The 18,245-nt window shown below is 64.4% G+C and carries 20 protein-coding genes and 1 pseudogene; 12 read left to right on the top strand and 9 right to left on the bottom strand.

Annotation, left to right across the window (positions count from 1 at the left end):
- Positions 1-41 precede the first annotated feature (41 nt).
- From H9627_RS11000 to H9627_RS10980, 5 genes and pseudogenes are all read left to right on the top strand, one after another.
- Positions 42-614, top strand: a complete 573-nt coding sequence (locus H9627_RS11000; RefSeq protein ID WP_191734089.1) for an NADPH-dependent FMN reductase — start codon at positions 42-44, stop codon at positions 612-614.
- 313 nt (positions 615-927) lie between these two features.
- Positions 928-1,809 (top strand): annotated as a pseudogene (locus tag H9627_RS14245) (NAD(P)/FAD-dependent oxidoreductase); the annotation flags it as partial.
- Positions 1,783-2,166: an oxidoreductase C-terminal domain-containing protein gene (locus tag H9627_RS14240; RefSeq protein WP_263599146.1), complete on the top strand. Its 384-nt coding sequence runs from the start codon at positions 1,783-1,785 to the stop codon at positions 2,164-2,166. The pseudogene H9627_RS14245 and the gene H9627_RS14240, both read left to right, overlap by 27 nt.
- A gap of 45 nt (positions 2,167-2,211) precedes the next feature.
- Positions 2,212-3,036: an N-acyl homoserine lactonase family protein gene (locus H9627_RS10985; RefSeq protein ID WP_225213781.1), complete on the top strand. Its 825-nt coding sequence runs from the start codon at positions 2,212-2,214 to the stop codon at positions 3,034-3,036.
- Between the two features lie 72 nt (positions 3,037-3,108).
- Entirely contained in the window at positions 3,109-3,921 is an 813-nt protein-coding gene (locus tag H9627_RS10980; protein WP_191734086.1) for an SDR family oxidoreductase, read from the top strand.
- A gap of 195 nt (positions 3,922-4,116) precedes the next feature.
- Here the strand turns inward: H9627_RS10980 and H9627_RS10975 are convergent, their stop codons facing one another.
- Positions 4,117-4,803 carry a Fic/DOC family protein gene (locus H9627_RS10975; protein WP_191734085.1) on the bottom strand — a complete coding sequence of 229 codons (687 nt, stop codon included), beginning with the start codon at positions 4,801-4,803 and terminating at the stop codon, positions 4,117-4,119.
- Positions 4,790-4,984 (bottom strand): antitoxin VbhA family protein, encoded by a 195-nt coding sequence (locus tag H9627_RS10970; protein WP_191734084.1) that lies wholly within the window; start codon positions 4,982-4,984, stop codon positions 4,790-4,792. The genes H9627_RS10975 and H9627_RS10970 overlap by 14 nt, the downstream gene beginning before the upstream one ends.
- Here H9627_RS10970 and H9627_RS10965 point away from each other — a divergent pair.
- Positions 4,983-5,327, top strand: a complete 345-nt coding sequence (locus H9627_RS10965) for a CoA transferase (RefSeq protein ID WP_225213780.1) — start codon at positions 4,983-4,985, stop codon at positions 5,325-5,327. The two genes, H9627_RS10970 and H9627_RS10965, sit on opposite strands and share 2 nt — an antisense overlap.
- Before the next feature lie 75 nt (positions 5,328-5,402).
- Here H9627_RS10965 and H9627_RS10960 read toward each other — a convergent pair whose 3' ends face one another.
- Positions 5,403-6,167, bottom strand: a complete 765-nt coding sequence (locus tag H9627_RS10960) for a GntR family transcriptional regulator (RefSeq protein WP_191734083.1) — start codon at positions 6,165-6,167, stop codon at positions 5,403-5,405.
- 262 nt (positions 6,168-6,429) lie between these two features.
- Between H9627_RS10960 and H9627_RS10955 the strand changes: the two genes are divergently transcribed.
- A complete protein-coding gene (locus tag H9627_RS10955) occupies positions 6,430-7,839 on the top strand; it encodes a class II fumarate hydratase (protein WP_191734082.1) in 1,410 nt (469 codons plus the stop codon).
- Positions 7,840-7,942: 103 nt separating this feature from the next.
- Here the strand turns inward: H9627_RS10955 and H9627_RS10950 are convergent, their stop codons facing one another.
- Complete coding sequence (locus H9627_RS10950) at positions 7,943-9,205, bottom strand: hypothetical protein (protein WP_191734081.1); 1,263 nt, start codon at positions 9,203-9,205, stop codon at positions 7,943-7,945.
- Positions 9,206-9,370: 165 nt separating this feature from the next.
- Positions 9,371-10,048: a GntR family transcriptional regulator gene (locus H9627_RS10945; protein WP_191734080.1), complete on the bottom strand. Its 678-nt coding sequence runs from the start codon at positions 10,046-10,048 to the stop codon at positions 9,371-9,373.
- Positions 10,049-10,347: 299 nt separating this feature from the next.
- On the opposite strand from H9627_RS10945, the gene H9627_RS10940 reads away from it, so the two are divergent.
- The 4 genes from H9627_RS10940 to H9627_RS10925 all read left to right on the top strand — a co-directional run bounded on the left by H9627_RS10940 (position 10,348) and on the right by H9627_RS10925 (position 13,909).
- Positions 10,348-11,526, top strand: a complete 1,179-nt coding sequence (locus H9627_RS10940) for an NRAMP family divalent metal transporter (RefSeq protein WP_225213796.1) — start codon at positions 10,348-10,350, stop codon at positions 11,524-11,526.
- Positions 11,527-11,608: 82 nt separating this feature from the next.
- The gene (locus H9627_RS10935) at positions 11,609-12,376 is read left to right on the top strand and encodes a 5-oxoprolinase subunit PxpA (protein ID WP_191734079.1); all 768 of its coding nucleotides are present in this window, start codon (positions 11,609-11,611) and stop codon (positions 12,374-12,376) included.
- Complete coding sequence (locus H9627_RS10930) at positions 12,366-13,025, top strand: 5-oxoprolinase subunit B family protein (protein ID WP_191734078.1); 660 nt, start codon at positions 12,366-12,368, stop codon at positions 13,023-13,025. Before H9627_RS10935 ends, H9627_RS10930 begins: the two co-directional genes overlap by 11 nt.
- Entirely contained in the window at positions 13,022-13,909 is an 888-nt protein-coding gene (locus tag H9627_RS10925) for a 5-oxoprolinase subunit C family protein (protein WP_191734077.1), read from the top strand. The genes H9627_RS10930 and H9627_RS10925 overlap by 4 nt, the downstream gene beginning before the upstream one ends.
- On the opposite strand, the gene H9627_RS10920 is transcribed toward H9627_RS10925, so the two are convergent.
- A complete protein-coding gene (locus H9627_RS10920; RefSeq protein WP_191734076.1) occupies positions 13,906-14,439 on the bottom strand; it encodes a GNAT family N-acetyltransferase in 534 nt (177 codons plus the stop codon). The two genes, H9627_RS10925 and H9627_RS10920, sit on opposite strands and share 4 nt — an antisense overlap.
- 68 nt (positions 14,440-14,507) lie before the next feature.
- Positions 14,508-15,188, bottom strand: a complete 681-nt coding sequence (locus H9627_RS10915; protein WP_191734075.1) for a type 2 periplasmic-binding domain-containing protein — start codon at positions 15,186-15,188, stop codon at positions 14,508-14,510.
- 63 nt (positions 15,189-15,251) lie between these two features.
- Between H9627_RS10915 and H9627_RS10910 the strand changes: the two genes are divergently transcribed.
- Positions 15,252-15,605, top strand: a complete 354-nt coding sequence (locus H9627_RS10910; protein WP_225213794.1) for a DUF5997 family protein — start codon at positions 15,252-15,254, stop codon at positions 15,603-15,605.
- Here H9627_RS10910 and H9627_RS10905 read toward each other — a convergent pair.
- Positions 15,602-16,339, bottom strand: a complete 738-nt coding sequence (locus tag H9627_RS10905) for an aminotransferase class IV (RefSeq protein ID WP_318247784.1) — start codon at positions 16,337-16,339, stop codon at positions 15,602-15,604. The two genes, H9627_RS10910 and H9627_RS10905, sit on opposite strands and share 4 nt — an antisense overlap.
- Positions 16,336-18,204: an aminodeoxychorismate synthase component I gene (pabB, locus tag H9627_RS10900; RefSeq protein ID WP_191734072.1), complete on the bottom strand. Its 1,869-nt coding sequence runs from the start codon at positions 18,202-18,204 to the stop codon at positions 16,336-16,338. Before pabB ends, H9627_RS10905 begins: the two co-directional genes overlap by 4 nt.
- Between the last annotated feature and the right edge of the window lie 41 nt (positions 18,205-18,245).

Genomic DNA, 18,245 nt, shown 5'->3' with positions numbered 1-18,245 from the left:
AACATAAACCTATTCACCGTCACAATGTCAGGAGTTTTTTTATGAGCAGGATCGCAATCATCACCGGCAGCACCCGTCCAGGCCGCGTCAACCTCGATGTGGCCAACTGGGTCCTCGAGCGCGCCACCCAGCGTGGTGACGCCGATTATGAGCTGGTCGACATTGCTGATTTCAACCTCCCCCTCCTCGATGAAACCCTGCCGGCCGGCTACGGCCAGTACGCCGGCGAGCACACCAAGGCCTTCGCCCAGAAAATCGCCGGTTTCGACGGCTTCATCTTCATCACCGGCGAGTACAACCACTCCGTTCCGGCAGCTCTGACCAACGCACTGTCCTACCTCGCGGCCGAATGGAACAACAAGGCAGCCGGCATCGTCTCCTACGGTTCCGCCAGTGGCGTCCGCGCCGCCGAGCACCTGCGTGGCATTCTCTCCGAACTGCAGATCGCCCACGTGCAGAAGACCGGGATGTTCTCCATCTTCACGGACTTCGACTACCCCACCTTCGCGCCCTCCGAGCACGGTGCCTCATCCGTCGATACCATGCTCGAGCAGCTCGTCGTCTGGACCAGGGCTATGGAAACCGTACGGGCGGAACAGCTCAGCAACGCCTAGTCCGCATCAGACCGCGCCCGGTTAGCAGGCCGCGAACCCCATCGAGGGGTTCGCGGCTTTTTCCTTTTCCCACCAGAGCATCTGCACACACTTGGACAGGTGTCCACCCCCTCGGGCCACCCCATCCCGCGGTCAACATTGCCCTATATTCGCAGGAAAAAGGCCTTAATCCGTCCCCGAACGTCAGCACCAAACTAAATCCACATCACAAACCTTGACAAAGTGTGTTCGGTGACACATTATTATTCCCATCACAAAGTGTCGACAGAACGCCTTCCGGGGCGGTTCCAGTCCACGACGAAAGGAATCGACAGTGAACACCGTAATCATCGGCGGCGGGCACGGCGGCGTCCAGGTTGCAGAAACCCTCCGCGCCAGCGGCTACCACCACCCCATCACCATCCTCGACTCCTGCCCGGAGCTGCCCTACCAGCGTCCACCCCTGTCCAAGGACTACATGAAGGTCGACTTCGACGCCGCCCCCCTGCCGATCCGGGAGGAGTCCTTCTACCGCGAGAACAACATCACCCTCCGGCGGGGCACGACCGTCACCTCGATTGACCGGGACAGCCGCACCGTCCACGCCGGTGGCAACACCTTCGCCTATGAGCATCTGGTCCTCGCCACCGGTGCCCGCCCGAGGCCCCTGAGCTGCGAGGGCGCCGATGCCACCGGCATCCACACGCTGAAGACCCTCGAGGACGCCGTCACCCTCAAGTCCCGCATCGCCGAGGTGTCCCGCGTGGTGGTGGTCGGTGCCGGATTCATCGGAATGGAATTCGCCGTCGCAGCGCTCAAACACGGCTGCGAGGTCACCGTACTGGAGTTCGCAGACCGCCCCATGAGCCGTGCCCTCACCCCCTACACCAGCCAGTGGTTCGCGGAGCGCTAGGCCGAGCACGGCATCACCATGCGGTTCGGCGAGGGCCTGGCCTTCGTGGAGAAAGACGCCACCGGGCAGGCGACCGCCGTCATCTCCACCACGGGTCAGCGCTATGCGGCTGATCTCTTCGTCGTGGGCATCGGTGTGCAACCCAATGTGGAGATCGCCGTTGAGGCAGAACTCGAGGTTGACAATGGGATTGTCGTCGACAAGCACCTGCGCACCTGCGACCCGCAGATCTTCGCCCTCGGCGACTGCGCGTCCTTCCCCACCGGATCCACCCGCATGCGCCTGGAGTCCGTGCAGAACGCCACGGATCAGGGCAAGCATGTGGCACGAGAGATCCTGGGTATCCAGGATCCCTACACCGTCACCCCCTGGTTCTGGTCCACGCAGGGCAGGTACCGCCTGCAGATGACCGGCATCATCCACCCGGATGATGAGATCACCGTGATCGGAAACCCGGAGGCGAAGAAATTCTCCGTCCTGGCGTTCCGCGACGGTGAGCTGGTGGGCGCCGAATCGGTGAACCAGCCGGCGGATCAGACCATCGTGCGCCGGATGTTCACCGAGAACATTCCCCTACATCTCCACCAGGCGCAGGACGCCTGCTTTGATCTCCGGAGCCACCTCAAGAATGCCATCTCCCCCGCGGCCCAGGTCGCCTGAGCGATCCCCATCGCCTGAACCACCCCTACACACTAAGGAACCCCCATGACTGCCGTAACCCCTGAGACCACCACCGATGTCGCCCGCAAGACGGCGAATGTCCTCTATGGTTTCGATTCCCCCAACATGACCATGATGGCCGAGCACATGGTGGTCGGTGCCGAGGGTCCGGTTGAGATTCCGCTGCCCGCCTTCCTCATCGAGCATGACAAGGGCCTGATCATGGTGGACACCGGTTTCCACCCGTGTGTCTGCGAGGACCCGGCGCTGCTGTTCGGTGACCGCCCCGAGACGGACATGATCGTATCCAAGCCGGAGGAGGCCATCGAACCCCAGCTGCGCAAACTTGGTTACACCCCGGAGGACATCACCCATGTGATCGTCTCCCACCTGCACACCGACCACGCCGGCGGGCTCTTCCAGTTCCCGAATGCGCAGTTCATCGTCGGTCCCGGCGAGCTGGATTATGGCAGGAACCCGAGCCCGGAGTCCGCACACCTGGTCATGGAGCGCGATTTCCTCAGCGATGAGGTCCGCAACTTCAACTGGACCGAGATCACCGGGGAGCGCCACGACCTCTTCGGTGACGGTGCCATCGAGCTGCTCCACCTCCCGGGCCACACCCCCGGCCAGCTGGCGGTGCTCGTCCGTCTGCCCGAGCAGAACGTGGTGCTCTCCGCCGATGTGGTGCACCTGCGTGAAGCCGTCGAGATGCTCGCCCCCGCCCCCACCGACACCGACCCGGAGCAGGCCGTGGAGAGCATCCGCAAGCTGGTGACGATCGTCGAGGAGGAGAACGCGAAGCTCTGGATCATCCACGATTACCGTGACTGGAAAGAGTTCGGCGCTCCCCTCACCCCGGTCCGCTAAACCCACCCCACTCCCGTGCGCGGGGAAGGCCACCGCTTTCCCCGCGCACACCCATTTCACGAAGGAACCTCCATGAACAACAAACTGATTGAACTCTTCGATCTCACCGGCACCCACGTCCTGGTCACCGGCGGCGGCAGCGGCATCGGTTTCCACATCGCACGCACCCTGGGTGCCGTGGGTGCCGAGGTCACCCTCATCGACCGCAACCCCGAGCCGCTCGAGGCGGCCAAAAAGACGCTTGTCGACGATGGAATTACCACCCACGCCCTCGCGCTTGACATCACCGATTACGACACCTTCGATTCCACCCTGGCCGCCCACGCCGCCGAGCACCCCTTCCAGGTGGTCTTCGCCAATGCCGGCATCTCCGCAGGCCCCGGGCCGGTCAATGAGACCGGCACCCTGGACAACTATGACCGCGACCGCTGGCGCGATGTCATCGACGTCAACCTCACCGGCGCCATGAACACCCTGTCCATCACCAGCCGCCACATGAGCGCGAACGGCCGGGGACGCATCATTGTCACGGCATCGCTTGCGGGCGTGCGTGCCGATCCGCTCGTCGGTTACGCCTACGCCGCCTCCAAGACCGGTGTGATCGGTATTGTGCGCAATGCCGCGCTCGAGCTGGCCACCCGTGGCATCACCGTCAACGCCATCGCCCCGGGCCTGTTTGAGACGAATATCCGCAAGAACAACCCCGCCGCCAAGGCACTCGACGGGGCGTTCGCCAAGATGTCCGCGGTCAAGCGTTCAGGTCAGATGCATGAGCTTGAGGGCCTGGCGATCTTCCTCGCCTCGACATCCTCCAGCTATGTCACCGGTGCTGTCATCAACATCGACGGCGGCGGACAGCACGTTGGCCCCACCGAATTGGATTAATTGGAGTGCGGTACCGGTTCCGGAAAACACCACCCGGGCACCACTGATTGAGCTGCCTCTCGGGTGTGTGGGATCAACCCCACTGACGTGGATCTGGACGGAGGAGGTGCAGGGGCAGCCTGGGAAGCTGCGTGCAGCGCTCAAATTACATCGGAATGTTCCTCAATTCGTCCCACAAACATCCCCCGGATGTCCTCATGAGCAGGGATCATGCTTGATCGGGAACGACAGACGAGCACGTTCCGCCGCGTACCAATCCTTATCCCGTTCCTCGAGCGAGGGGGCCAGGGTGACGATCTGGTCGAACATCTCTTTCAAGGGACCCAGGTCGCGGTGCTCGGCGGCGATACGACATGCCCGATCATTGATGGCTCCGTAGACCCCGCGCCAGTCCAGCTGCCAGCCCGCGTCTCGAGCCACCCGGTTCCAGAACACGCGTTGGACCCGGCCGTTGCCCTCCCGGAACGGGTGGACGTAGTTGAGCTGATCATAGTGGTGGGCCAGGCGCTCGATAAACCGCTCCCGGGCCATACCTCGGAGATGGTGGTCGGTACGCAGCTCCGCAGCGACGTGGGCGGCGGCGCGTTCGATCATGGACACAGGCAGAAAGGGCTCACCGCCTTCGATGTTCTTGCGGATGTCCACCGTGCGCAACTCCCCCGCCCACGGGTAGACGTCCTGGAACAGGTACCGGTGAATGGCACGTAATTCCTCGAGATCCCCCGTGGCCCGCGGTGGGTGATCCATGAGCTGAAGAAGTCGGGCAAAGGACAGATCGCCCTCGGCCTCGTCGAGGGCGATCTGTGTTCGGGCGCCGATAATATTGCGCAGGATTCCCGTCTCGGGATCGAGGTACGGGTCGCTAAACTCAGTCGAGTCCATAGCGGGCGCGGGCCCGGGCGACGAGCTCGTCGGAATCTATGTGGCCAGCGATGTACTCGTCAGCATCCGCGCGACCGGCCGGGGTGACGGTCAGGCCCTCCATCTCACCACTGTGGATGGCCTCCGACACGCGTTGTGCGCGCTGGGTCGCCGTGGTGGCAGTCGACGTTGACGTAGCCATGTCTCACCTTCTCGTGTCGTTCTTCTTTGTCACCATCCTACCGCGTGTCCCGGCACCACCCCACCAACCCAGAACCCTGCGCCCCGTCCGGGTCTCACCGCAGGTGCTCCACCGCGAGATGGTCGTGGAACTCGAGGACGGGAACGGCTCCTCCGTGACAACCCTGGGCAACCCCATCAAGCTCTCCCGCAACCCACGCGGGGCGGATTCCTTCCCACCGGCACTGGGTGAGCACACCACCGACATCCTGCGCAGCGTGCTGGGTAAATCCTCCTCGGATATCGATGATCTGCTGGCCTCCGGCATCGTCGTCGCACCTCGCCAGGAGGTGGCGGTGGATTAACCCCTGCCCTGCCACAGAAAACAACCCAGCCCGTCCCCCTTATGGGGACGGGCTGGGTTGTTCGTCGATAAGCACTCAGCTGAGCTGCCAGGTGGAGGGACTCTCCCCGGTCAACGCCAGGTAGGCATCCCGGATGATGCCCATCGACAGCGCGCGGGCGAGCTGGCGGTCACGGCGTTCGAAGGCGCGCAGCAGCCGCACGTGATCCTGGTAGGACTCCTCCATGCGACCAGGCAACGCCATCGACTGACGGCGCAGACGCAGACTGGACATGCCGATCGAATCGATAAACCCGGCGATCAGGCTGTTGCCGGCGATCCCGGTTGCCGCCTCACCGAAGGAGATATTCGCCCAGAAGAACGCGTTGACATCATCGTTTTTCCAGGCTGCGCCCATATTGTCCACCTGGGCCCGCATCGGTTCCAGCTCACTGCCCTGCCAGTTGATGCACACCGCATCCGACATGAACCCGGTCAACAGTGCGCGCGCATGATAGAGCTCCCGGATCGGCACATCGAGGAAACCGGACACACGCGGTCGACGGCGCGCCGGCACCTCCACCATGCGGTGTTTCTCCAACATCAACAGGGCCTCACGCACCGGGGTGCGACTGGTTCCGAATTGTTTGGCCAGGTCAACGGAATTGACCTCATCCCCGGGCAGCAACTCGCCTTCGATGATCCGTAGGCCCACATCACCGGCGATCTGCGCCACCAGCGAATCCCCGCGGTCATCCACCCCCAGGCTGCGCACCAGGAGCTGGCGCAGGCTGTCCCGGAATTCATCCTCAGGCATCGCCTGGGGCTCCACGGTTTCAACGTCCCCGAGGTGATCAGTCATGGTCTACTCCTTTGTGGTCCGTGCACACTGTATATATTAGCGTCGTTTCCGGGCCGAACAGGGTGCATCTGGTGAGCAGACACCCCGTGGAGACACCCCACCGGTGAATTGCCGCACCATATTCCACCGGCCTGTACCGGCGTGCGCCATAATTGTTGTGGACCCAGACCACTTTCCGTTGACATGCCGGTGAGAATCACTTACCGGCCGGGTAAGCTTGGCTCCAGCCATATTTAACTCGACGCTAGAAATGAGTGATTTCATGACCGAGCAGGAATTCCGCATTGAACACGACACCATGGGTGAAGTGAAGGTCCCCGCACAGGCTCTGTGGCAGGCACAGACCCAGCGTGCCGTGGAGAACTTCCCGATCTCTGGCCGTGGTCTGGAATCCGCACAGATCCGCGCAATGGGCCTGCTGAAGGCAGCCTGCGCGCAGGTGAACAAGGACTCCGGTGCCCTGGACGGCGCCAAGGCTGATGCCATCATCGCCGCCGGCAAGGAGATCGCCACCGGCAAGCATGACGCCGAGTTCCCGATCGACGTCTTCCAGACCGGTTCCGGCACCTCCTCCAACATGAACACCAACGAGGTCATCGCCTCCATCGCGAAGGCCAACGGCACCGAGGTCCACCCCAACGACGATGTCAACATGGGCCAGTCCTCCAATGACACCTTCCCCACCGCGACCCACGTCGCCGCCACCGAGGCGGCCGTCAACGACCTGATCCCAGGCCTGAAGGTGCTGCACGAGTCCCTGGCCAAGAAGGCCACCGAGTGGGATTCCGTGGTCAAGTCCGGCCGCACCCACCTCATGGACGCAGTCCCGGTCACCCTGGGCCAGGAGTTCGGTGGCTACGCACGCCAGATCCAGCTGGGCATCGAGCGCATCGAGGCCACCCTGCCACGTCTGGGTGAGCTGGCCATCGGTGGCACCGCTGCCGGCACCGGCATCAACACCTCCGCTGACTTCGGTGGCAAGGTTGTCGCCGAGCTCGTCGAGCTCACCGGTGTCACCCAGCTGCAGGAAGCAGCCAACCACTTCGAGGCACAGGCCAACCGCGACGCCCTCGTCGAGTTCTCCGGCGCGATGCGCGTTGTCGCCGTCTCCTTCTACAAGATCGCCAACGACATCCGCCTCATGGGCTCCGGCCCGCTGACCGGCCTCGGCGAGATCCAGCTGCCCGACCTGCAGCCAGGTTCCTCCATCATGCCGGGCAAGGTCAACCCCGTCCTGTGCGAGACCGCCACCCAGGTCTCCGCCCAGGTCATCGGCAACGACGCCGCTGTCGCCTTCGCCGGCACCCAGGGCCAGTTCGAGCTCAACGTGTTCATCCCCGTGATGGCACGCAACGTCCTCGAGTCCGCCCGCCTGCTGGCCAACACCGCACGCGTGTTCGCCACCCGCCTGGTTGATGGCATTGTTCCCAACGAGGAGCACATGAAGCAGCTGGCCGAGTCCTCCCCGTCCATTGTCACCCCGCTGAACTCCGCCATCGGCTACGAAGCCGCCGCGAAGGTCGCCAAGGCTGCGCTGGCAGAGGGCAAGACCATCCGCCAGACCGTCATCGACATGGGCTTTGTCGACGGTGAGAAGCTGACCGAGGAAGAGCTGGACAAACGTCTGGACGTTCTCGCGATGGCCAACACCGACCGCAAGCAGAAGTTCTAAACACCCGTTTAGCAACTAGATAAGGGGCAGGGCACTTCGGTGCCCTGCCCCTTTTCTGTTTTGACCCTGAGTTGGTTAATTGCGTGGCTGGTTGGCTGCGCGGTTAGTAACGGAAGTCGTCGGGCCCCAGGTCACGGGGGCCGAAATCATCGAAACTGTCCCCGAATCCGTCCTGCTGCAGCATCTCCATGAGGTAGGCATCCGGGCGGACCTCGATGCCGATGGACCCCGGCTGAGGGGTATCGGCGGTGGGGACCGCCCATTCCTCATCCTCGGTGGGTTCGATGATCCGGTAGTCGGTGAAGGTGTTGATCTGGTTGTCGTACAGCAGGTGCAGCCGGGGGCTGATCGAGGTGGGGTTGCCCAGACCGAAACGCATGGCGATGCGCACCATGGAGGTGATGCCGTTCATGAGGTTCTCACCGGTGGTGACAGGCCGGGCGATGAGGAGATCGCGGTCCGGCACGGCGAAGATCACGCCTCTGCTCTGATCAAGGTCCGGTGCCCAGCGCTGCAACAGGTCCGTGAGGAATAACGGCGAACTGCCCAGGTAGTAGGAGGAGGATTCAAACGCCCAGAAATCCGACCCCTCGCCACCTTCATCGTTGTTGATGTAGGTGACGTCCACGTCCGCGTCCAGCAGTTCCTGCCAGGTGTTGCGGTCGGCCGCCCGTTCCAGGGCATCGAGGGAATCAAATTCCTCCAGTTCATGGAGGGGCTGGATGCGGATGGCGTGCTCGGTGTCCAGAACCAGGGCGATGGAGGTGTCCGCGGTGAAGTCCCGCAGCACGGAGGTCTCCCGGATCTGGCGTTCCACCCCATCATTCGGTTCGAGGATGCTGTCCTCCTGCTCCGGGTTGGGCAGCAGGCGCAGGCGCAGGCTCTTGTACAGGTCCGCGGTGGACAGGGTGCTCAGGGTGGCATCTGCCAGGGTGCCGTGCACGAAGTTGTCCACCAGCTCAGGCAACTGTCCCAGATCATCCAGGCCCGCGGCGTTCATGGCCAGGGTCCGCAGGGAGACATGTGCGGCACCACCATCGGGTCGGTGCACCATCGCGGAGGAACCGTCGATGGTGATCTCGGCGTCCTTGAGCGCGAAACGGTACTCCAGTTCGCGGCGGAGAATGTTCGCCCGGGAGCGGTTGAGCTGGGGCAGGTCAGTGTCGGGGAGGAAATCCGCCGGGGTGAGGATGCCATTGCCATCCCGCTCGACCTTCTGCTCCACCGGGTCACCCGGTCGACGACCGGGCACGGGGGTGAAATCCGGGTTGGTGTCATCGGGGGTGTTTTCAGGCGTAGCAGAATGTTCCACCGATTCCTCCCGGCGGTTCTTTCTGAAACGTCGTCCGAAAAACCCGAAGGCCATGAATCCCGACTCCTTCTCTGGCGTTCTTTGACGCGATCCTGCAGCAAATCCTAACTTACGCCCTATTGCGCCGGCGGGGTCACCCCGGGCACCTTCACAGGGTTTCTCAGTGTAACGCAGCCTACGGCACGATATCGCAGCTGAGCTATCCATATTAGTGCATTTTTACCCATCCGTTTTGACTGCTGTCTTTCCCCCGGCGGGCAGCAGATCCAGGAGGTTGTTCCGGGAGTGTTCGAGATAACCGCGCAGAAAGGACTCCGCCTCCGGGAACCTGCCCTGCCTCATCAAATTGAGCAGCTGACCGTTCTTCTCCACATAGGGCCCGTGGGTTTTCCGACCACCGCCGGTGGAGATGAAACCGATCCGGGCCAACACCAGGACCTTGCGGGCATCCACGGACAGGCGTCTCACCCCGGCGATATCCACCAACGCCTGGTGGAAGGCGGTGTTGAACATGCCCACCCTGCGCCATTCCTGCGCCTCCATCGCAACACACGCCGCCCGGTAGGCCTCCTCCATGCGGATCAGGCAGTCATCCAAATGCGGGGAGTGCTCGGCCTCCCGGATCACAGCGGGTTCGACGAAGAGACGGTAGGCGTAGAGATCAGCGACGTCCTCGTGGGTGAAGGAGTGGACGAACACGCCCCGGTTGGGGATGTGGTCCACCAGGCCGTCCCTGGCCAGGATCCGGAAGGCCTCGCGCAGGGTGTTGCGGGAACACCCGAGTTCCTCGGCCAGCGGGATCTCCAACAACTGCGTGCCGGGGGCCACCTCTCCCCTGTCGATGCGTTCCATGATCTCGGTGGCCAGCTGCGTCGATACTCCCAATGCCGTGGTCATGCCCCCATGGTATTTCACCGCTGCCACGGTGTCGGCGCTATCACGGTGTCATGCCCACCCCGCCCCCTCTTGTGTCGCGGGCCACATGGGGTCTACACTCAATCGCACATCACCCACATTGTTGAACAATCTCGAGAGGAGTTGGGGCAGTGTCCGAGAAGAACAATGCGCTCCCGACCACGAACGACACCACCCCGGAGGGGGCCGGTGCCAGCGCGGATGCCCACACGGACACCCGGCGCGCCACCAGCCCGACGCTGAAACAGGCGGCGGTGGGGGCGACGTCGAGAAGCGCCCTGATGGGGGCCGTCTTCCTGATGGCCACCTCCGCCATCGGGCCCGGGTTCCTCACCCAGACCGCCGTGTTCACCAACCAGCTGGGTGCAGCCTTCGCGTTTGCCATCCTGGTCTCCATCCTCATTGACATCGCCGTCCAGCTGAATGTGTGGCGGGTCATCGGTGTCTCCGGTCTGCGTGCCCAGGAGTTGGGCAACACCGTCCTGCCGGGCCTGGGCTGGGTGCTGGCGGTGCTCGTCTGCGTCGGCGGTGCGGTGTTCAACATCGGCAACATCGCCGGTGGTGGCCTGGGTCTGAATGCGTTGCTTGGTCTTGACGTCAAGATCGGTGGTGTGATCACCGCGGCTATCGCGATCGCGATCTTCCTGTTCAAACGCCTCGGCGCGGCCCTGGATAAGTTCCTGGTGTTCCTCGGGGCGATCATGATCATCCTGACCATCTACGTCGCGTTCGTCTCCCAACCTCCGGTCGGTGAGGCGCTGCGCAACGCCGTTCTGCCGGAGACCGTCGACTGGTTGGTCATCACCACCCTGGTCGGTGGCACCGTGGGTGGTTACATCACCTACGCCGGTGCCCACCGCATGCTGGATTCGGGCAAGACCGGGCCGGAGAACGTCCGGGCCGTGGCCACCTCCTCGGTCACCGGTATCCTCATCACCGGTGTCATGCGCGTGGTGCTGTTCCTAGCGGTGCTCGGCGTGGTCGCCGGGGGTGTCACCCTGTCCACCGATGGCAACCCCGCAGCGGAGGCCTTCCAGCACGCCGCGGGCGAGGCCGGTCTGCGTATCTTCGGTGCCGTGCTGTGGGCGGCGTCGATCTCCTCGGTCATTGGCGCGAGCTACACGTCCGCTACCTTCCTGGTGAAGAACAAGCCGGAGACCCGTCGACTGCAGAACTGGGTCACCATCATCTTCATCCTGCTCTCGTGCACTGTGTTCATCTTCCTCGGCACCGCCCCCGCCCTGCTCCTGGTGTTCGCCGGTGCGTTCAACGGTCTGGTGCTGCCGATCGGTTTCACCCTGATGATCTACGTCGCCATCTTCCGTCAGAAGGATCTGCTCAGGGGATACAAGTACCCGCTCTGGTTGATCATCATCGGGCTCATCGGTCTGGCCATCGCTTGGTTCCTGGCCTATGTCTCCTTCGGCGGGGTCTTCGACCTGCTCACCCCGACCAGCTGATCCACGACCAGCTGATCCACGGCCGACTGATCCCAGCAGGCCGATCCTTATTCCCCCTATCCCCCATGAAGGGATTATCCTCATGAATCCCCCACACTCCATCGACCTCAACAGCGATCTCGGGGAGAGCTACGGCAGTTGGGTCATGGGCAATGATGAAGCCGTCCTGGACCTGGTCTCCAGTGCGAATATCGCCTGTGGTTTCCACGCGGGTGATGCCACGGTGCTGCTGAAAACCGTGGTCGCGGCGAAGGCCAGGAATGTGCGCATCGGTGCCCACATTGGGTACAACGACCTCACCGGGTTCGGGCGGCGCGCCATGGAATACGACCATGAGGTGCTTGTCGCTGAGACGATCTACCAGATCGGCGCGATCCAGGCCGCCGCCACCACCGTCGGGGCCACCGTTGATTACGTCAAACCGCATGGTGCGCTCTACAACCGTATCGCCGTGGATGAGGCGCAGGCCGCCGCGGTCATCGAGGCGATGAAGAAACTCAATCCCGAGCTGCCCCTGATGGTGTTGTCGGGTGCCCCCATCGTCGATCAGGCCATCTCCGAGGGGCTCACCGTCATCCAGGAGACCTTCGCCGACCGTGCCTACACCTCCGATGGTCGGCTGGTCTCCCGGACCCAGGCCGGTGCGGTGCATCATGATCCGCAGGTGGCTGCCCGGCAGGCGCTGGCGTTTGCCACCGGCGGGTCCATCACCTCCATCGATGGTGATCCGGTCACGGTCCACGCCGATTCCATCTGTGTCCACGGTGACAACCCCGCCGCCCTCGACCTGGTCCGCACCATCATCGACACCCTGCGCGCCCACGGTGTGGAGGTGCGTCGTGCTCGCTAGACCGTGTGGTGATCAGGCGGTGCTCATCGACCTGCTGCGTGAGGATGCCGACGCCGTCCGCGGCACCGTCCTGGATGCCGTCCTGTCGCTGCACCGCGCACTGACGGCCCAGCAGGTGCCCGGCATCATCGACATGATCCCGGCCGCGCAGACCCTCCTGGTCACCCTGGACACCCGCCAGATCAGCCCGGCCCGCTTCGTGGAGATCCTCGACGCGATCACCCTGTTCCCCGCCTCCGCCGGCGGCGGTGTCACCCGGGAGACGGTGGAGATCCCGGTGCTTTACGACGGCCCGGACCTCGCCGCGGTCGCCGAACTCGCGGGGCTCACCGTCGCCGGGTTGATCCGGGCCCACACCGAGACGGTGTGGACCGCCGCCTTCGGTGGTTTCGCCCCCGGTTTCTACTACCTGGTCCCGCGTGGCGAGCGGCGCCTCCCGGACATCCCCCGCAGGGATCAACCCCGCACGAAGATCCCCCCGGGTTCGGTGGCCCTCGCCGGTGAATTCAGTGCCGTCTATCCCCAGCCATCCCCTGGCGGGTGGCAGCTGCTCGGCACCACCGACATCCCCATGTGGGATGTCGACCGGTGGCAGCCCTCCCTGCTGCAGGCCGGCGACACCATCCGTTTCGTGGAGGTCACCCCATGAGTTTCACCGTTCTCTCACCCGGACCGCAGGCACTGTTCCAGGACCGGGGGCGTTTCGGGTTCGCCGGCTCCGGGGTCGGCTCCTCCGGTGCCTTCGACCGGCTCTCCGCCGCCCGGGCCAACCATGTCCTGGGCAACGACCCCAATGCCACGGTCATCGAGATCCTCATCGGTTCCTTCGAACTGGAGGTCCATGCCCCCGCCACCATCGTATTCACCGGCACCGCCGCCACCGTCATGGCGGTGGACCGGCGGGGACGATCCAAGAACGCCACCACCAACACCATCTTGGAGGTGGAGGACGGCGACCTGGTCCGCCTGGAGAACGCAGACCACGGTATGCGTGCCTACCTGGCGGTCAGGGGCGGTTTCGAGGTGCCCGAGGTCCTCGGATCCGCCGCCACCGACCTGCTCTCCGCACTCGGCCCGCCACCGATCCGGGAGGGGGACCAGCTCACCATCGCCCGGGACATCGCGGATAAACAATGGTGGCCGGCGATGCGACAACTGCCCACCGTGTGGCGTCACCCCTCGATGACCGAGACCCTCACCGTCATCCGGGGCCCACGCGATCGGTGGTTCACCGACGATGCCCTGGACGGGTTCTTCCGGCAGCGGTTCACAGTATCGGCGGACTCCAACCGGATCGGCATCCGCCTGAAAGCAGAAAAACCCCTGAGCCGCCGCATCGAGGGCGAGCTCAAGAGTGAAGGTATGGTTCGTGGGTCCATCCAGGTACCGCCCGGTGGGCACCCGGTGATCTTCGGGCCGGATCATCCGGTCACCGGTGGTTATCCCGTCATCGCCGTGCTGACAGCCAGCTCAGCTGACCGCTGCGCCCAGCTCTGGCCCGGCGACAGGGTCCGTTTCAGAGTGCAGCTCTAGGGCCTGATGTCGGGTTTGGGCAGCAGTTTCTCCCAGACATCGGTATCGCGCCACTCCCCGGCCATCTCCCCGTAGGGCATCTTGGCCAGGTGGTGGAAGGTGGCCACCTTCTCAAACCCACGGGAGGCATGCAGCTTGGCGGATCCCACGTTCTCCGGGAAGATCCACGAGTGGATCGACCATTTGTGCAGGTCCTGACAGACCCCGATGAGCCTGTCCAACAGGGCGCCACCCACGCCACGTCCCTGCCCCTGTGGGTGGATGTAGATGGAATCCTCCACCACACCGTGGAACACCGCGCGCGTTGATGCCGGTGCCGCAGCCACCCATCCCAGGACGAAGTCGGGATCCCTCTTCTCCGCGGCCACGAAGACGGTTTCCATGATCTTCATGCGGGTGAATTGTTTCCACGTCGGGCCCGTGCGTTCATAGGACGCATGCCCGGTTTCCAGTCCCATCTCGTAGATAGCCCGAACCTGAGGGAAATCCACCTCGCGGATCGGTCGGATGATGAAGTCGGTCTCAGCCATGCCCCGATTTTCCCTACTATTGCCCACCTCCGCAACGAGACATTCACGGGTGTAACCCACCCCACAAATTATCGTCGTTTCCGGGGCTTGGGAGCCGGTTTTTTCTTCACTGACCGCCCCTTGCCACCCCCGTTCGCATCCCGGCGCGCCTGCTTGGCCAGGGTTTTCTCCCGCGCGGACCGCTTGGGGGCCACCTGTCGACTGGAGTTGATGGTCCGGCCCCGGGCGATGCCGACGAAATCCTGGATCGCGCCGGAGTCGTTATCCTGTTTCCACACCAGCGCGATGTGGGTGGCCTGGGAACCGGCGTACTCGCGGTGTTCCACCAGTTTCTTGCTCAGCACCTTGAGCAGCGGGCGGGGGGCGATCACCACGCCCACGTTCGCCGCCACGATCTGCAGGGCGTCACGCACCGCACCGGCATCCACCTCACCGGAGGCGGGGGGCTCCCAGTTGATGATCTCCCCGGTCAGCTCCTCCGGGCGCACGGCCCCGTCCGCGGCGGCGAGGAAATAGTCCTTGGGGAAGGCCACACCCGGGGTTTCCCGGTAGAGCTCAACCACGTGGAACCGGTCGTCGATACGCGCGTCGGGCAGGCGCGTCAAGGCGAGAGCGGCGTTACCCGCCAACAGCTCACCGAGGGCATCATCGGTGTCGATTGCCTCAAGTCCGCCGTGACGGGTGCGTTCGCGGAAACGGGTGAACCACTTACCCGGCTCGGTACCGGTGACGAAACTTAAGGTCAGCATGGAAGTAATGCTACCGTTGTGGGCGTGAACGAAGAATCTGTACGCACGCCATCGGGCACGGCCATGAAGCCGCAGACCGCCGCCAAGAAACTCGGTCTGTACCTGCCCGCCACGCCAGAGGAGTTCCAGAACAATGCGCTGACCCACCAGGAGTTCAATGCATTGCAGGACAACCCGCCGGAGTGGCTCCAAACCCTGCGCCGTGAGGGACCGCATCCGCGTCCCGTGGTCGCCCAGAAGCTGGGCATCACCATCGCCGCACTGAAGAAGAACGACATGGACCAGCCCCTGACCACCGCTGAGATCAAGGCCCTGCTGGAAAACCAGCCGGACTGGCTGCGTGCCGCACGCACCCAGCTGGCTGAGGGTCGCACCACGGCCACCGAAGACGACACCGAGGAGGAGTCAGAGGACTAGAGTTCCTCCGCCTGCTCCCACAGCGCCTCGTTCCACCGTTCAACCGGTGGGGCGGGCGCTGCTTTTATTCTCCCGGCGCCTCGGCCCCAGTGGGTCACCGGTGTCCACCCGTGCAGTGCACTGCCACACCAGGCCGGCAGCTGGAGCTGCCGGGTATCAGCGCGGATGATGGTGATGCCAGCATCCCGCCACAGCGGGAGGGTCTGCCGCAGGGTCACCGATGGCAGCGCCGGACGCGCCGGCAGGATGACGGTGTGCGGATCCCGCCAGAACACCACCGCGGCGTTGGCGGCCTCCAGCACCACACCGTGCTCATCGATGAGCAGGGCGTCATCACAGTGGTAGTCGGTAGCCAGGGTGCGCAGCCTGGCCAGCACGGGCAGGTCCGGCCCCTTGACGGTGTGCCGTCGGCGGGGATCGGTCAGGTCGGGTATCCACAGACTCGAGGTGTGGCGCAACGGCGGAGCGGGGCGGATGGTCACCCCGAACCGGCCGTGACCATCCCGGCTGTCCCACCCGATCCGGGGGAACCACTGCCCCTCCCGCGGCAGGGCGTCACGCACCGCCCCGAAGAATCCCACCGGCACCACACCGGGCACCCACCCGGCGAAGCGCTGCTGGTGGGCGGATAACCCCACCACCCGGCCGTGATCCAGCAGGAAGGACGTGGTGATCTCCGGCTCCACCACCGGGCCGGGGACCAGTTCCCCGGCCTCCCACCGCAGGTGCCTCACGGGAACTCGACCCCGAGCAGACCCAGCAGAGGCCTCGATTTCACCCGGATCTCCTCCCACTCGGCGGCAGGGTCCGACAGGGCCAGGATCGCCCCGCCGACCCCGTACTCCAGGACGCCGGGGGTGTAGACCACCGTGCGGATGACCATCGACAGATCCACCGCCCCATCGAGGGAGAAATACCCCAGGCCACCGGAATAGACACCGCGGGGGCCGGTCTCCAGCTCATCGATGATCTCCATGGTGCGGATCTTCGGCGCACCGGTCATGGAACCACCGGGGAACGCCACCCGCACACAGTCGATGGGGTCTTTTCCACCGAGCTGGGCGGTGATGGTGCTGACGAGCTGGTGGACGGTGGCGTAGGTCTCGACGTCGAAAAGCTTCTCCACCTGCACCGTCGCAGGTTGGGCCCCGCGGGCCAGATCATTGCGGACCAGGTCGACGATCATGAGGTTCTCGGCGCGGTCCTTCGGGTTGTCGGTGAGATCGGCGATCAGGGCCGCATCCTCCTGCGGGTTGCGACCCCGGGGACGCGTGCCTTTGATGGGTTTGGATTCCACGCGCCCGGAGGCGTCGATGGTGATGAACCGTTCCGGCGACGAGCTCAGCACCGCCATCTCCCCCAGCTGCAGGAATGATCCATAGGAGGTCGGGTTGGCCGCCCGCAGAGCCAGATAGGCGGCGAGAGGGTCCATCTCCACCTCCGCGCGCAGCTGGGTGGTCAGGCAGATCTCATAGGACTCCCCGCGGATGATCAGCTCCTGGGCGCGGGCGATCATCTTCAGGTAGCTGTCGCGGTCATCCCGGACGGTGAGCTGGGCGGCCGGTGCGGCGGTCGCCCGGGGTGGGCGCAGGTCGTGCAGCGCAGCGGTCATCTCCGCAAACCACTCCCCCTGCTCACCCAGCGCCATGAGCCGCACGCGGTCGGGTTCGATGGCGATGGCCCGATCGGCGAAGATCAGGTGCGCATCGGGATGCGGTGAGGTGTGCCGGTTGTCCACCCCGCACTCGGCCTTCATCTCATAACCGAGGTATCCCACCCAGCCCAGGCGGAAACCCACACCCGGGGCCACGCGGTTGCGGCGCAGATCATCGCGCAGCCAGTCGAACAGCTCCCCCTCCCCCACCTGGTGGGTCCGGATCCGGGCATGCGGCCCGGAGGCATCGCCCATATAGGTGGTGCCCTGCGGATCATCCAGCCAGAACGCGTGATGGGACCCGGCGAAGAGGGTTTCGAACACCGCCGCCGGGTCGACGGTTGTCTCCACCACCTGCTCGGTGATCTCCCACCGGTGAGCTTGTCGACGCGCCAGGCCCAGGAAATTCGCCACGATCCGATGCCCGAACTGCCCGCCGATGGATTCCGGGTGGAACTGCACACCCCACTGGGGCAGCTCGCGGTGGCGCAGCGCCATGATGAGCCCGTCCCCGGTCCTCGCGGTGACCTCCAGTTCCGGCGGCAGGTCGGTGGCCACCAGGGAGTGGTAGCGGACGGCGTCGAACTGGGGCGGGATGGCGTCGAAAAGCTCTGACCCGTCGTGGTGGATGCGGGAGACCTGACCGTGCACCGGGACCGGCGCCGGACCCACAGCGCCGCCGTGGGCGAGCGCGATGCCCTGATGCCCCAGGCACACACCGAGGATGGGGACCAGCCCACGTTCGATCACGTCGCGGCAGATACCGAAATCCGCCGCCACCCCGGGGTGACCGGGGCCGGGTGAGATGATGACGGCGTCGAACAGCGTCTCATCGATCTCCGCATCGTTGGGCACCACCGTCGGTGCGGCACCGGTGACCTCCTCCACATAGGTGGCGAGATTGAAGGTGAAGGAATCATAATTATCGATGATCAGTACGCGCACGGTGTCCTTCGTGGGGTCCTTTGGGAATGGGTGAAGGCACC

The sequence above is a fragment of the Corynebacterium gallinarum genome, from assembly GCF_014837045.1.
In the GTDB taxonomy this organism is placed as follows: Bacteria; Actinomycetota; Actinomycetes; order Mycobacteriales; family Mycobacteriaceae; genus Corynebacterium; species Corynebacterium gallinarum.
This window is presented reverse-complemented; position numbering and strand designations above follow the sequence as displayed.